Origin of the sequence: Dyella mobilis, from assembly GCF_016904945.1 — a bacterium.
Lineage (GTDB): Bacteria > Pseudomonadota > Gammaproteobacteria > Xanthomonadales > Rhodanobacteraceae > Dyella_B > Dyella_B mobilis.
Genome location: NZ_JADIKF010000039.1, coordinates 300,038 through 313,364 on the forward strand (window position 1 = coordinate 300,038; position 13,327 = coordinate 313,364).

At 63.0% G+C, this 13,327-nt stretch carries 12 protein-coding genes; 7 read left to right on the plus strand and 5 right to left on the minus strand.

The window, feature by feature from the left end:
- Positions 1-83: 83 nt before the first annotated feature.
- The gene (locus tag ISS99_RS12185; RefSeq protein WP_425490459.1) at positions 84-575 is read right to left on the minus strand and encodes an RDD family protein; all 492 of its coding nucleotides are present in this window, start codon (positions 573-575) and stop codon (positions 84-86) included.
- Positions 576-628: 53 nt separating this feature from the next.
- On the opposite strand from ISS99_RS12185, the gene xerD reads away from it, so the two are divergent.
- The 7 genes from xerD (at position 629) to ISS99_RS12220 (ending at position 9,527) form a co-directional block, all read left to right on the plus strand.
- Positions 629-1,561 (plus strand): site-specific tyrosine recombinase XerD, encoded by a 933-nt coding sequence (gene xerD, locus ISS99_RS12190; protein ID WP_239537915.1) that lies wholly within the window; start codon positions 629-631, stop codon positions 1,559-1,561.
- A 105-nt stretch (positions 1,562-1,666) separates the two neighbouring features.
- Positions 1,667-2,455, plus strand: coding sequence for a DsbC family protein (locus ISS99_RS12195; protein ID WP_239537916.1), 789 nt, complete (start codon positions 1,667-1,669; stop codon positions 2,453-2,455).
- 84 nt (positions 2,456-2,539) lie between these two features.
- Positions 2,540-6,400: a phosphoribosylformylglycinamidine synthase gene (gene purL, locus ISS99_RS12200; protein WP_204631891.1), complete on the plus strand. Its 3,861-nt coding sequence runs from the start codon at positions 2,540-2,542 to the stop codon at positions 6,398-6,400.
- Between the two features lie 35 nt (positions 6,401-6,435).
- Entirely contained in the window at positions 6,436-7,143 is a 708-nt protein-coding gene (locus ISS99_RS12205) for a hypothetical protein (protein ID WP_204631892.1), read from the plus strand.
- Positions 7,144-7,167: 24 nt separating this feature from the next.
- Complete coding sequence (locus ISS99_RS12210) at positions 7,168-8,040, plus strand: glycosyltransferase family 2 protein (protein ID WP_204631893.1); 873 nt, start codon at positions 7,168-7,170, stop codon at positions 8,038-8,040.
- The gene (locus ISS99_RS12215) at positions 8,037-8,945 is read left to right on the plus strand and encodes a DMT family transporter (RefSeq protein WP_204631894.1); all 909 of its coding nucleotides are present in this window, start codon (positions 8,037-8,039) and stop codon (positions 8,943-8,945) included. The genes ISS99_RS12210 and ISS99_RS12215 overlap by 4 nt, the downstream gene beginning before the upstream one ends.
- Before the next feature lie 207 nt (positions 8,946-9,152).
- Positions 9,153-9,527 carry a cupin domain-containing protein gene (locus tag ISS99_RS12220; protein WP_204631895.1) on the plus strand — a complete coding sequence of 125 codons (375 nt, stop codon included), beginning with the start codon at positions 9,153-9,155 and terminating at the stop codon, positions 9,525-9,527.
- An 87-nt stretch (positions 9,528-9,614) separates the two neighbouring features.
- Here the strand turns inward: ISS99_RS12220 and ISS99_RS12225 are convergent, their stop codons facing one another.
- From ISS99_RS12225 to ISS99_RS12240, 4 genes are all read right to left on the minus strand, one after another.
- Complete coding sequence (locus ISS99_RS12225) at positions 9,615-10,130, minus strand: DUF2127 domain-containing protein (protein ID WP_204631896.1); 516 nt, start codon at positions 10,128-10,130, stop codon at positions 9,615-9,617.
- Positions 10,131-10,251: 121 nt separating this feature from the next.
- Complete coding sequence (locus ISS99_RS12230; protein WP_204631897.1) at positions 10,252-10,758, minus strand: DUF2127 domain-containing protein; 507 nt, start codon at positions 10,756-10,758, stop codon at positions 10,252-10,254.
- 114 nt (positions 10,759-10,872) lie between these two features.
- Positions 10,873-11,067 carry a YbdD/YjiX family protein gene (locus ISS99_RS12235; protein ID WP_204631898.1) on the minus strand — a complete coding sequence of 65 codons (195 nt, stop codon included), beginning with the start codon at positions 11,065-11,067 and terminating at the stop codon, positions 10,873-10,875.
- Positions 11,064-13,148: a carbon starvation CstA family protein gene (locus tag ISS99_RS12240; RefSeq protein WP_204631899.1), complete on the minus strand. Its 2,085-nt coding sequence runs from the start codon at positions 13,146-13,148 to the stop codon at positions 11,064-11,066. Before ISS99_RS12240 ends, ISS99_RS12235 begins: the two co-directional genes overlap by 4 nt.
- Positions 13,149-13,327: the final 179 nt, after the last annotated feature.

Consider the following 13,327-nt stretch of genomic DNA (forward strand, 5'->3'; position numbering starts at 1 on the left):
AAGATCAAAGTTTCTTTATAAATCAATAAATTGCTAATTAAGCCCTGTCTCATGGGTGTGAGACTTTGGATCGAGAAGAATTTTCATCCAATCCGGTGGATTTCAGTGCCTGCCGCAAGGTCGTGGACGGCGCGGCGGCGGGGCACGAACAAGGCAGCGGCAAACCAGGCGATCCAGCCCCCGGCTACCGCCCAAAGGACAGGCTTCAGGCCAAGCACCGGGGCCAGAAACAGAAACAGCAGGGGCAGGGCTGCCACCAGCGCGCGGATCAGCGCCTGTTGCCAGGTCAGCGGTGCGCCATTGCCGTTCGTCACCCGAATTCGCCAGGGGCGCATGCCCAGGGTTTGTCCGCCCCGCAGCCAGGACACCACGAAATAGGCCGCCACGACGATCGCCTGCAGCGGTTGGTACCACCATGCGATGTGCACCTGGGTGCCGGTGGTGATCAGTTGCCCGTGCGTGGCGAGTTGGCACACCAGGCCTACGACCATCACGATGGCCAGAACCGCGACCAGGTCGTAGACCAGGGCGATCAGTCGCCGCCACAGCGGGCAAATCACATCGTTTGTTTTCACTTCGGTCATCGATCGGCTTGCAAGGCGCCTGCGCAATGCCCAGCATCGTGCCCATGAAAGCAAGCACCCGTAAAGAGTCTGTCGGCGCTGCCCCCGTCGCCGAGGTCGACGCCCAAGAAATTGACGCTTTTGTAGAGCGTGTCTGGTCCGAGGATGGCCTGGCGCAGCGCACGCTGGAAGCCTATCGGCAGGATCTTGAAACCCTGGCGCGCTGGCTCGCCGGTCGCGGGCGGCATCTGCGCAATGCACGGCGCGAAGATTTGTCTGCGTTCCACGGCTCGCAGCCGGTAGCGGTGCGTTCGATGGCGCGGCGCCAGTCGACGTTTCGCCGCTACTACGCTTCGCTGGCCCGGAACGAGCCCGGGTTCGACGATCCGACCTTGCTCATCGAGCGCCCGAAGATGCCGCGCAGCCTGCCCAAGGCGCTGGCGGAACGCGAGATCGAGGGGCTGCTCGACGCGCCCGATGTCGGCACGACCCTGGGGTTGCGCGACCGCGCCATGCTGGAGCTGATGTACGCCTCCGGCTTGCGCGTTTCCGAACTGGTGGAGCTGCCTCTGGCCGCCTTGAACACCCGCCAGGGGGTGTTGCGCGTGACCGGCAAAGGCGGCAAGGACCGGCTGGTTCCTGTAGGCGAGGTGGCCCTTGAGCGCATCCAGGCCTATTTGGCGCAAGCGCGGCCGGTGCTTGCCAAGGGACGGCAACCTCTTGCGCTGTTTTTGAGCAAGCGCGGCGAAGCCATGACCCGCCAGATGTTCTGGACCTTGGTGAAGCGCCACGCCGTCTCGGTAGGCATTCACGCCAAGCGCATTTCGCCGCACGTGCTGCGACATTCCTTCGCCACGCACCTGCTCAATCACGGCGCGGACCTGCGCGCCTTGCAAATGCTGCTGGGTCACAGCGCGCTCAGTACGACGCAGATTTATACGCTGGTGGCCAAGGAAGGGTTGAAGCGCTTGCACGCCCAGCACCATCCGCGCGGCTGATCGACATTTTCGTAGCGAGGTGAAGGGTTGTTTGCGGGAGGTATGCAATACTTGCCCTCCTAATTCGGCCCGTCCCGCGCGGCGGCGGCATGCAGTGAGGTTGTGATGTCGAAGAAGTATTGGTTGATGTTTTTCAGCGGCATGCTTGCCGTGCACGCGGGCGCCGCCATCGCTCAATCCGCGGCCGTTTCTGCGGCGCCCACCGCCGCCAATACGCCTGAAAACATCGTGCGGCAGACCCTCCACAAGCTGGTGCCTAAGGCGCAGGTCGATCAAGTGACCCCGTCGCCGCTTCCCGGCTTCTATCAGGTGATCGCTTCGGGCCATCTGGTCTACGTGAGCAACGACGGCCGGTACCTGATCAACGGCGACTTGATCGATGCCGCCAAGGGTGTCAGCCTTTCCGACGATGCCTGGGCTGCCTATCGCAAGACCGAACTGGCCAAGGTGCCGGTATCGGAGCGCATCGTGTTTGCGCCGGAACATCCCAAATACACCGTGACGGTGTTTACCGACGTAACCTGCCCCTATTGCCGCGTGTTGCACCAGCAGATCGATGCCTTGAACAAGGAAGGCATCGCCGTGCAATATCTGGCCTGGCCGCGCGCCGGGGTCACGGGCGACGACGGCAAGCCTACCGATACCTACAAGGAGATGGTGTCGATCTGGTGTGCGGCGGACCGCAAAGACGCCTTCACCGAGGCCAAGCAGGGGCATGTCCCCAAATCGGTCGACTGCAAGAATCCGGTGGAGGACCAGTTCAACCTGGGGCTCAAGCTCGGTGTCACCGGCACCCCGTCCGTCTATGCCGAGGATGGCACCCTGATTGGGGGCTACCTGTCGCCTTCGGACATGCTGGAAGCGGTAAAAGCGCATTCCGGAACAGGCAGTTAAGTCACAAGTCCATCTGCCTGCTTATGCGGTCATGCAGCATAAGCTAGAATAAGGCGCTTCGCCGCTATAGCGCCTATTCCCCGCATGATCGCACTCGACGGGCAGAGCGCCCTCTCGCCTTTTCGCCTGGAACGTCTCAACGCCCGCCTGGATGCCTTGCATCGTGGTGCCAGGGTGCAGGCGTGCTGGTTTGTCTACTTCATCGACGCTGCCGTAGCGCCCGAGGGCGAACAGCGGCAACGGCTGCTCGAAGCACTCGAAGCCAAAGACGGCCAGCCGCAGCCGGCCTCGCTATGGGTGGTGCCGCGCCTGGGCACGATTTCGCCCTGGTCGAGCAAGGCGACCGATATCCTGCATGGCGCCGGTTTCGACCTGCACCGGGTGGAGCGCGGCATGGCCTGGCAAGTCAGCGGCCTGCCCAAGCCCGGCGACGCGAGCTACGACGAAGTCCTGGCGGTGTTGCACGATGCGATGACGCAATCGGTGCTGAGCAGCCTCGATCAGGCGCAGGGCCTGTTCCTGGCCGGCCGGCCGGGCGATCTGGTGTACGTGAAGCTGGGCAGCGATGCGCGCGGTGCGCTGGCCAAGGCCAATGGCGAACTGGGCCTGGCGCTGGCCGAGGACGAGATGGACTACCTCGCCGAGCGCTACGCCGAACTGGGTCGCGATCCGACCGACGCCGAACTCTTCATGTTCGCGCAGGCCAACTCCGAGCATTGCCGCCACAAGGTGTTCAATGCGAGCTGGACGCTCGACGGCCAGGAGCAGGACAAGAGCCTGTTCGGCATGATCAAGAACACGCACCAGCATTCGCCTGCGCATACGCTTTCCGCCTACAAAGACAACGCGGCGGTGATCGAGGGCAGTGTTGGCAAGCGTTTCGTCAGCGGCACCGACGGTACCTGGCGCGCCAACGACGAGCAGATCGACTACGCCATCAAGGTGGAGACGCACAACCACCCCACGGCGATCGCGCCCTGGCCGGGTGCGGCCACCGGTGCCGGCGGTGAAATCCGCGACGAAGGCGCGACCGGCCGCGGCGCCAAGCCGAAGGCCGGCCTGGTCGGTTTCTCGGTATCGGATCTGCGCATTCCCGGACATCCGCAGCCATGGGAGGTGGAGCGTCCGCTGCCGCCGCGCATGGCCAGCGCGTTTGAAATCATGCGCGACGGCCCGCTGGGCGCCGCTGCGTTCAACAACGAATTCGGTCGTCCCTGCCTGGGCGGCTACTTCCGTACCTACGAGCACGAAACCGGCGAAGCCGGTGTGCGCCGTGGCTACGACAAGCCGATCATGATCGCTGGCGGCCTGGCCAATATCCGTCGCGACCACGTGCAAAAGCGCGACGTGCAGCCGGGGCACGCGGTAATCGTGCTGGGCGGTCCGGCCATGCTGATTGGCTTGGGCGGCGGTGCGGCCTCTTCGGTGGCGTCCGGCGCATCCAGCGCGGAACTCGACTTCGCCTCCGTGCAGCGAGACAACGCCGAGATGGAGCGTCGCTGCCAGCAGGTTATCGACGCGTGCTGGGCGCGCGGCGACAACAATCCGATCGTAAGCGTGCACGACGTCGGTGCGGGCGGTCTGTCCAACGCCATTCCGGAATTGCTAAACGATGCCGGCGTGGGCGGCGACATCGATCTTTCCAAGGTACCTTGCGACGATCCGTCGTTGTCGCCGATGCAGGTGTGGAGCAACGAATCGCAGGAACGCTACGTGCTGGCCATTGCCAAGGCCGACCTGCCGGAATTCGAAGCCTATTGCCAACGCGAGCGTTGTCCTTACGCGGTGGTCGGCACGGCGACGCAGCAACGCGTGCTGCGCGTCATCGATCCGCGGCGCAACCTCACCGTGATCGATCTGCCGATGGATGTGCTGTTCGGCAAGCCGCCGCGCATGCATCGCGACGCCAAGCGCGTCAAGCCGCGCATCGACCTGATTGCGGACCTGAGCGGCATCGCGATGGACGAGGCGCTGATGCGCGTGCTGCGCCTGCCGACGGTCGGCAGCAAGAGCTTCCTCATCACCATCGGCGATCGCACCGTGGGCGGCTTGTGCGCGCGCGATCCGATGGTGGGCCCCTGGCAGGTGCCGGTGGCCGATTGTGCGGTGACCCTGCTCGACTTCGAAGGTTACCGAGGCGAAGCGATGGCCATGGCCGAACGCGCGCCGGTGGCCTTGCTCAACAGCGCCGATGCGGCGCGCCTTGCGGTCGGCGAAGCCATCACCAATCTCGCCGCGGCGCCGATCGAATCGCTGGGCGAAGTGCGCCTTTCCGCCAACTGGATGGCCGCGGTCAATCATCCCGGCGAAGATGCCGCGCTGTTTGATGCCGTCAAGGCCGTGGGCATGGAGCTTTGCCCCGAGCTGGATATTTCCATTCCGGTCGGCAAAGACTCGCTGTCGATGCAAACCACCTGGAACGATGGCGATGCGCCGCAGCGTACCGTCTCCCCCGTATCGCTGGTCATCACCGGTTTTGCGCGTGTCAGCGATGTGCGCCGCACGCTTACGCCGCAATTGCGGCTCGATCGCGGTGACTCCGATCTGTGGTTGATCGATTTGGGCGGTGGTCGTTCGCGCCTGGGCGGTTCGTGCCTGACCCAGGTGTTCAACCGCGGCGGCGGCGTACCGCCGGATCTGGACGATCCCAAGCAGCTCAAGGCGTTGTTCGATCTGGTGCAGGAAGCCAACCGCGGCGGCCTGCTGATGGCTTATCACGATCGTTCCGACGGCGGTGTCATCGTCACGCTGCTGGAAATGGCGTTTGCCGGCCATTGCGGTTTGGAAATCAGCCTGGACGGCTGGGCCGAAGCCACCTTGCGCGCCTTGTTCAACGAAGAACTGGGTGCGGTGCTGCAAGTGGCCGCAGCCAATCGCGAAGCCTTCGAAGCCCTGTTGGTCAAGCACGGCCTGGCGGGCATGAGCTATCGCATCGGCCGTCCGAAGGAAAAACTGGGCATCAAGCTGTTCCTCAACGGCGAAACGCTGTTCAAGTGGAACTGGACGCAATTGTTCAAGGCGTGGAACGAAACCAGCCACGCCATGCAGCGCCTGCGCGACAACCCGGTCAGCGCCGATGCGGAACTGGCCTGGCGCATCGACGACGCCGACACCGGCATCAGCCCCAAGCTGACGTTCGATCCGGCCGAAGATATTGCGGCACTGTATGTGAAACGCGCCGAACGCCCGCGCGTGGCCATCCTGCGCGAGCAAGGCGTGAATGGCCAGGTGGAAATGGCGGCGGCTTTCACCCGCGCCGGTTTCGACGCGGTGGACGTGCACGTATCCGATCTGGCCAGCGGCCGGATCAAGCTTGCCGATTTCCGCGGTTTTGCCGCCTGCGGCGGCTTCTCCTACGGCGACGTGCTCGGTGCTGGGCGCGGTTGGGCGGCCTCGATTCTTTACAACGACAAGCTGCGCGCCGAATTCACGGCTTTCTTTGCCGATCCGAGCAAGTTTGCGCTGGGTGTATGCAACGGCTGCCAGATGCTGAGCCAGCTGAAGGACATCATTCCCGGTGCGCAGCACTGGCCGAAGTTCTTGCGCAACGCCTCCGAACAATACGAGGCGCGCCTGGCCACGCTGGAAGTACTGGATTCGCCCAGCATCTTCTTCAAGGGCATGGCCGGTTCGCGTATTCCGGTGGCGGTGGCGCATGGCGAAGGGCGTGTCAGCTTCCCGCAGTCGTGCAGTCCGGCCAAGTCTGGCGGCGCGGTGCGCTTCGTCGATAACCGCGGCAAACCGACCGAGAACTACCCGTTGAACCCGAACGGTTCGCCGGGCGGTTTGGCCGGCTTTACGGCTGCCGACGGTCGGGTAACGATCCTGATGCCGCATCCGGAGCGCGTGTTCCGCACGGCGCAAATGAGCTGGCACCCGGAATCTTGGGGCGAGGATTCGCCCTGGATGCGCATGTTCCGCAACGCAAGGGTGTGGTGCGGCTGAGCCGCATCCGCCTTGCCCGCGGATGGCCAGCCTGGTTGTTGGCCATCACGTGGGCGCTGTTGCTTGCTTGCCTGCCCTGGTGGCTGGACCTTCCCTTGCTGCTCGGATTCGCGGCGACGCAGGCCGCGCGGTTACAGCGGTTGCACGATTACGCCCCGCTGCTTCGACACGCCCTGCGTTGGGGTTTGGCGGGTTTGCTGGTGGCGAGCTATCGGGCCACGGGCGAGCACGCATCGGCGATCATTTTCGTCTCGCTGGCGGCACTGGCCGGCTCTTCCACGTTGATCCTGCTGGAGTCCTGGTTGAGCCACAAACCTTTGCGAAGCCCGGCGATTGCCGCGGCGTCGCCAGAGTGGAGGGAGATGGCCTTGGCGCCAGTGGGTCCGTCAGCCGCGATCATCGAGCTGCAGGCACCCATCTGGCACGAGCGCGGAGATCTGGCCGGCGAAGCGCTGGCAGGCCTCCAATGGTTGGACGAAAGCGGTTGTCTGGTGGATGAGCGTGTCCGCATCGACCACCTCGATCCGCGGGTTTCCGTAGCGCCGGGGCAGGGTTGGATGGCCTGGCCGATGGCCGCGGGGCGTGGAGTGGTGCTGTACGATCGGAAGCACCAACAATTGCATCGGTTGCGGGGTTGGCAGTTTTACGGTTGGCATGCCGGCGAAGCATGGCTCAGCCGCGGCGAGGATCAGCCGCCGCTCGCGCTTTCGCACGTGCTGGGTCAAGATCAGCTCGAGGAATAAATGCCGCCTTCATCAAGGGTCACCATGTCGATACGTGATGCGACACCGCCCGTGCTCAGCGTCATCATCGTGTCGGCCGACAGCGGGCCGAGCCTGCGCGACTGCGTAAACGCGGTGCTGGCATGCTCGACGTCGCTCGAGCTGCTGCTGATCGACAACGCTTCCTCCGATGGCATCCCGCAGGCGATCGCGCGCGCGCGCGAACAGGATGGTCGTCTGAAGGTGATCTACAACCACGCCAATCTCGGTTTCGGCCCGGCGGTGAATCGCGCCGCGACGCAGGCGCGGGGGCAGGCTTATTTGATACTCAATCCCGATTGCCTGCTCGATCAATCGGCGTTGCAGCGCCTGCTCGATATTCTGGATGGGGAGCCCAAGGCCGGATTGATCGGAGCGGTGGTCTGCGATGCCCAGGGCGTGCCTGATCCGGCATCGTACCGCCGCGACCCCGTCATGCAGCGGGCGTTTGCTACGTTGTTCAAGCGCGGCGGTGACGGTGTAAACGTCACCGGAGAAATGCCCGATCACCTGGTGGAAGCAGAGGCGGTGTCGGGTGCGGTAATGCTGATGCCCACGCGCGTGTTCGAATGCCTCAATGGCTTCGACGAGAACTACTTTCTGCACTGCGAAGACCTGGATCTTTGCCGACGCGTACGCGACGGCGGTTGGCGGGTACTTTTGGCTGGCGATGTGCGCGTGTTGCACGGCAAAGGCGGGTCCAGCCGCCACCGGCCGATATTCGTGAGTTATCACAAGCATCGAGGCATGTGGCGCTGGTTCCGTAAATTCGATCCGGCAGCGCGCAACCGGCACTTGGCGGCGATGGTGTGGCTGGGCATCTGGGCTCATTTCCTGTTGCAGATTCCCGGTCAGCTGCGCAAATTGGCCAGGCAATGAGCGCTGCTTCGCGTACGAGCCTGCTGGCGACCCTCGGTCTGCTGGTCATGACGGCAGTGTGGGGTTCGACCTTTGTGCTGATCAAAGGCGTGGTGGATCGTATGCCCGTCGCCGATTTTTTGGCGGTGCGCTTTGTCGTGGCGGCGATCGTCACGTGTGCTCTGTTTCATCGTCACGTGGCGCGCCTGGAGCGCCGCCAGTTGTGGCGCGGTTTAGTGCTGGGCGTGATCTACGGTTGCGGCCAATTGCTGCAGACCTGGGGGCTGGCGCTTATTTCTCCCAGCGTAAGCGGCTTCGTTACCGGCATGTACGTGGTGTTTACGCCGATCCTCGCAACGCTGATCTTGCGCCAGCGCACTCCGTCCGTCACGTGGGTGGCCGTTGCGCTGGCGACGTTGGGCCTGGCGCTGCTTTCCCTCAATGGTTTTTCCGTCGATACCGGCGTGTGGCTGACCTTGCTGTCGGCGCTGCTTTACGGCCTGCACATCATTGCCTTGGGGCATTGGTCGCGCGCAGAAGAGGCATTTGGTTTGTCGACCGTGCAAATGGCCGTGATCGCGCTGGTTTGCCTGCTGGCGACGGTCGGCCATGGCGGCCCGACGCTCCCACCCGATCGCCACGCCTGGATAGCAGTGTTGTACATGGCGCTCGTTGCCGGTGCCGGTGCCATGCTGATACAGACCTGGGCCCAGGCGCATTTGCCGGCCACCCGGGCTGCCATCGTGATGACCACCGAACCGGTATTTGCCGCCGGCTTTGCCGTGGCACTGGGGGCCGACGTGCTCACCTGGCGCATGCTGGTCGGCGGCGGGCTGGTGCTGGCCGCCATGTACATGGTCGAGCTGATGCCGCGTCGCGGCAGCAAGAACGCCTTGCCTGCCGAAGCCGTTCACCACGAAGTGTGAATTCAGTGGTGCATGGATGGCGGTTGGCTGCGCACTAAATAGTGATGCCCATCGCGCTCGCAGCAGCGAAGGAAAAAGCTGACAGTTGGCGTTGATAAAAATCCATTTCGATCTCTGACCAAATTGGGCACCGTTTGATCCGGCGGTACCGCTACTGAATTTCCGAGTGCGGCGACCGTCGACCCATCACAACGGACGAGATGCGCCATGTCATTCGTAGATACATTTGATGCACTCAAGCGTCAGTCAAAAGTGGACGCAAGTGTCGGTATAGGCATCGCGAAGCTGCTCGACGGCGAAGGCGTCAACTATTACGCAACGAGCCTGCCGCCAGGTGCAAAGATCAGCCCCCACTATCATCAGAGCGGTCACGAGACCTATCTCATTCTTCAGGGCAGGGGGTTGATTCATACCCGCTCCTTGGATGACAAGCAGATGCAGTCCAGGCGCGTGCAGCGCGGCTCGATCTTCGACATACCGCCCAATACGGTGCATCAGTTGGAGAATGATTCCAACGACGTTTTGATCCTGGTTTTCACGTGCAAACCCAGTCACCTTGGTGAGGACAGGGTGCTTGCATGAATGAACGAGAGGTCCGCTTCCGACATTGCCTCGGCGTGGCTTTCACGTTCACGCGGCACCGTCAGCTAAGGGGGCTCTGCGCAAGCACTATGGTGTTGCGTCTGGCTTTTTGTGCGGCTGCATCGCAAGACGCACCAGATAAACCACGATCGCAACGTTCCCCAGCAACGCCGCCAGCTTCAGCCAGTTGAACTTGTGGAACACTTCATAGACTTCGAATGGCACCAGCGAACCGGTGGCGATGACGGTGAACCATTCGGCCCAATGCTTGCGCAGCCACAGGCCGATGCCTTCGGTAGCAAAGATGGCGGCATAGCCCAGCGCCACGATGCCGATGGCGGCGAACTTGCCTGGCCCCATCTGTTCCAGCAGTTGCACCAGTTGCCAGCGCAGGCCATTGGTATCGGCCAGGGACAGGTGTTCCAGCGCATGCACCAGATGGTTGAAGTTTTCTTCCTTGTGCAAACCGAATGCCACGATGGCGACGATGATCAGGCAAACCGTCTTGGCCACTTCGTACACGGCGATGATGCGCAGGCCTACGCTGTGCCTGGCTTCTATCTCGGACGTGGGCTTGGTTTTGCTGCGGTGGCCTGAGGACATGGTTATCGCGCATGTTTTGCGTGGGAAAGCAGGAGTTTACCCGGAGCAAGACGGCAAAGGTCCATGCCTCGGTACCGCGGCGCCCTTCGTTGGGGAGATGGTGCAGATGACGTCGGCACGCTCAACGGGTGCCCTGGCGCGGCTGTATCGCCAGGCGCACCAGATAGATCACGATCGCCACGTTTGCGAGCAACGCGCCAACCTTCAACAGGCTGAACTTGTGGAATATCTCGTAGATTTCGAACGGTACCAGCGAGCCGGTGGCGATCACGGTGAACCACTCGGCCCAATGTTTGCGCAGCCACAGGCCGGTGCCCTCGGTAGCGAAAATTGCGGCATAGACTAAGGCGACACTGCCGATGGCGACGAACTTGCCCGGACCCATCTGCTCCAGCAATTGCACCAACTTCCAGCGCAAGCCATTGGTGTCGGCCAGGGACAGGTGTTCCAAGGTACTCACGAGATGGTCGAAGTTTTTCTCTTGATGCAGCCCGAACGCCAGGAAAGCCACGACGACCAGGCATGCGGACTTGATCGCCTTGTAGATGGCAATGATGCGCAGGCCGAGGCTGTGCTGGGCAGGCACGTTGGAGGCGGATTTGCGGATGCGCTGGTCGCTTGAAGACATGGTTGTGCGGCACGGCCTGCATGGGGGCTGGGGTCTAGCCGGAGGCAAAGCAACGGGGCCACGTCTTAATGCGGACGTGGCCCCGGCATTGCAAGTTTGGCGATGACCAAGCGTTCAGCAGCAGCGGCCGCCGGTCCCTTTGTAGCGTGCCGATTGTCGCTCGCGGAAGAATTCCGCGTAGGTAGGAATCTTGCGCTCGGGGTGATGGGCGCGCAGATGGGCAACGTAGACGTCGTAATCGGGAATGCCGCAACTCAACCGTGCGGCCTGCACCAGGCGGCGCCACCACGTTGAAAGTTGGACGGTCATGATTCTTGGCCCACGATGCTGGCCAATGCCACGCGGGGAGCTTCGTGCGCCGTTGGAGTGCGGCTGCGCCAGGCTTTCATCATGGCGTAAATGCTGAAGCCGCACATGGTCAGCACCAACAGCATGAAGACCGCGGTGAGCGTGGCGTCTACGCTGTTGTTGGTGATGATGCGCTGCATGTCGCCCAGGTTCTTGGCCGGTCCCATCAGCTTGCCGGCCTGCATGGCCTGGGTGTAGGTCTGGCTTGCGGCGGTAAAGCTGATGGGGCCGGAAAGTTTCTCCCAGCCTGCAGTCAGGGTGCAGATCACCAGCCACAGCGCCGGCACGCCGGGCACCCACACATAGCGTTCGCGCTTGAGCTTTACCGTCACCACCGTGGCGAGCATCAGCGCAATCGCCGCGAGCATCTGGTTGGCAATGCCGAACAATGGCCACAAGGTATTGATGCCGCCCAATGGATCCACCGCGCCCTGATAGAGGAAGTAACCCCACAACGCCACGCAGATGGAAGTGGCCAGCACATTGCCGATCCAGGATTCGGTGCTCTTCAAGGGTTCGTGCACCAGGCCGGCGATTTCCTGAATCATGAAGCGGCCCACGCGCGTACCGGCATCCACGGTGGTGAGAATGAAGAGCGCCTCGAACAGGATCGCGTAGTGATACCAGAACGCCATCATCCGTTCGCCGGGCAGAATGTTGTGCAGCAACTGCGCCATGCCCACCGCCAGGGTGGGCGCACCGCCCGCGCGGCTGAGTATGCTGATCTCGCCGATGTCGTGCGCCGTGCGCGACAGCTCATCCGGCGTCACCACGAAACCCCATTGACTGATTACCGAAGCGGCATGCTCCACGGTGTTGCCGATCAGTGCGGAAGGCGAGTTCATGGCGAAGTACACGCCCGGATGCAGTGACGCTGCCGCGATCAGGGCCATGATGGCCACGAAGGCCTCCATCAGCATGCCGCCATAGCCCACCATGCGCGCCTGGCCTTCGTTCGCAAGCAGCTTGGGCGTAGTGCCCGAAGCGATGATGGAATGCCAGCCCGAGACCGCGCCGCAGGCGATGGTGATGAAAAGAAACGGGAACAACTGGCCCTGGAACACCGGCCCGGTGCCGTCGATGAAGCGAGAGACGGCAGGCAATTGAAGTTGCGGCGCGGCAAACAGAATGGCGATCGCCAGCAGCACGATCGTGCCGATCTTGAGAAAGGTGGACAGGTAATCGCGCGGTGCCAGCAACAGCCAGACCGGCAGCACCGAGGCAAAGAAGCCATAGCCGATCAGCAGCCAGGCCAGCGATTTCGCATCGAAGTTGAACAGCGTTGCCAGCTCGGGCGTGGCGGCCACGTGCGCACCGTAGGCGATCGAGCCGAGCAGCAGCACCAGGCCGATCACTGATACCTCGAGAATGCGGCCGGGGCGCAACCAGCGCAGATAGACCCCCATCAGCAGGGCGATCGGAATCGTGCATGCCACCGAGAACGTGCCCCATGGGCTATGGGTGAGTGCCTTCACCACGACCAGCGCGAGCACTGCCAGCACGATCATCATCAGTGCCAGCAAGCCGAACATGGCGACCACGCCTGCGAACGGCCCCAATTCCTCGCGCAGCATGTGGCCCAGCGAGCGGGCGTCGCGCCGGATGGACAGGCCCAGCACCATGAAGTCCTGCACCGCGCCGCCGAGCACCACGCCGAACAATATCCACAAGGTACCCGGCAGGTAGCCCATCTGCGCGGCCAACACCGGGCCAACCAAGGGCCCGGCGCCTGCAATGGCAGCGAAATGGTGGCCGAACACTACCCATTTGTCGGTCGGCACGTAATCCAGGCCGTCATTGCGCAAGACCGACGGCGGCGCGCGCGAGGGATCCATCTGCAGCACGCGCGTTTCGATGAAGCGGCCGTAGAAACGGTAGCCGATGAGGAACACGGCAACGGCGGCGGCGACCAGCCAGATGGCATTGATCGGTTCACCGCGGCGCAGTGCGATCACCCCCAGGCAGGCGGCGCCGATGATTGCGATGATCACCCAAAGGATCTTGCCCGCGATGCCGGCTGGCTTGGATGCGATGGTTTCCATGGAAGATCTCCGGGATCGATAAGAGCCTGTTCCACGCAAGTTGGATGCAAACAAAACACTGTCCGGGCCGCACTGGGGCTTCGGGCGTGCGCCTAGGTTCGCCCTGTCCGCGGCAGGGGTCAATACCGCATGGCCGCATTTTGACCCGGTCCCGTGCCGGAGCGCCGATTCGCTACCAT

What these genes read in the sequence shown, in the direction of transcription:
- xerD (WP_239537915.1), top strand. Translation starts at nt 629, where the DNA reads ATGAAAGCAAGCACCCGTAAAGAGTCTGTCGGCGCTGCCCCCGTCGCC.
- ISS99_RS12195 (WP_239537916.1), top strand. Translation starts at nt 1,667, where the DNA reads ATGTCGAAGAAGTATTGGTTGATGTTTTTCAGCGGCATGCTTGCCGTG.
- purL (WP_204631891.1), top strand. Translation starts at nt 2,540, where the DNA reads ATGATCGCACTCGACGGGCAGAGCGCCCTCTCGCCTTTTCGCCTGGAA.
- ISS99_RS12210 (WP_204631893.1), top strand. Translation starts at nt 7,168, where the DNA reads ATGTCGATACGTGATGCGACACCGCCCGTGCTCAGCGTCATCATCGTG.
- ISS99_RS12215 (WP_204631894.1), top strand. Translation starts at nt 8,037, where the DNA reads ATGAGCGCTGCTTCGCGTACGAGCCTGCTGGCGACCCTCGGTCTGCTG.
- ISS99_RS12220 (WP_204631895.1), top strand. Translation starts at nt 9,153, where the DNA reads ATGTCATTCGTAGATACATTTGATGCACTCAAGCGTCAGTCAAAAGTG.
- ISS99_RS12225 (WP_204631896.1), bottom strand. Translation starts at nt 10,130, where the DNA reads ATGTCCTCAGGCCACCGCAGCAAAACCAAGCCCACGTCCGAGATAGAA.
- ISS99_RS12230 (WP_204631897.1), bottom strand. Translation starts at nt 10,758, where the DNA reads ATGTCTTCAAGCGACCAGCGCATCCGCAAATCCGCCTCCAACGTGCCT.
- ISS99_RS12235 (WP_204631898.1), bottom strand. Translation starts at nt 11,067, where the DNA reads ATGACCGTCCAACTTTCAACGTGGTGGCGCCGCCTGGTGCAGGCCGCA.
- ISS99_RS12240 (WP_204631899.1), bottom strand. Translation starts at nt 13,148, where the DNA reads ATGGAAACCATCGCATCCAAGCCAGCCGGCATCGCGGGCAAGATCCTT.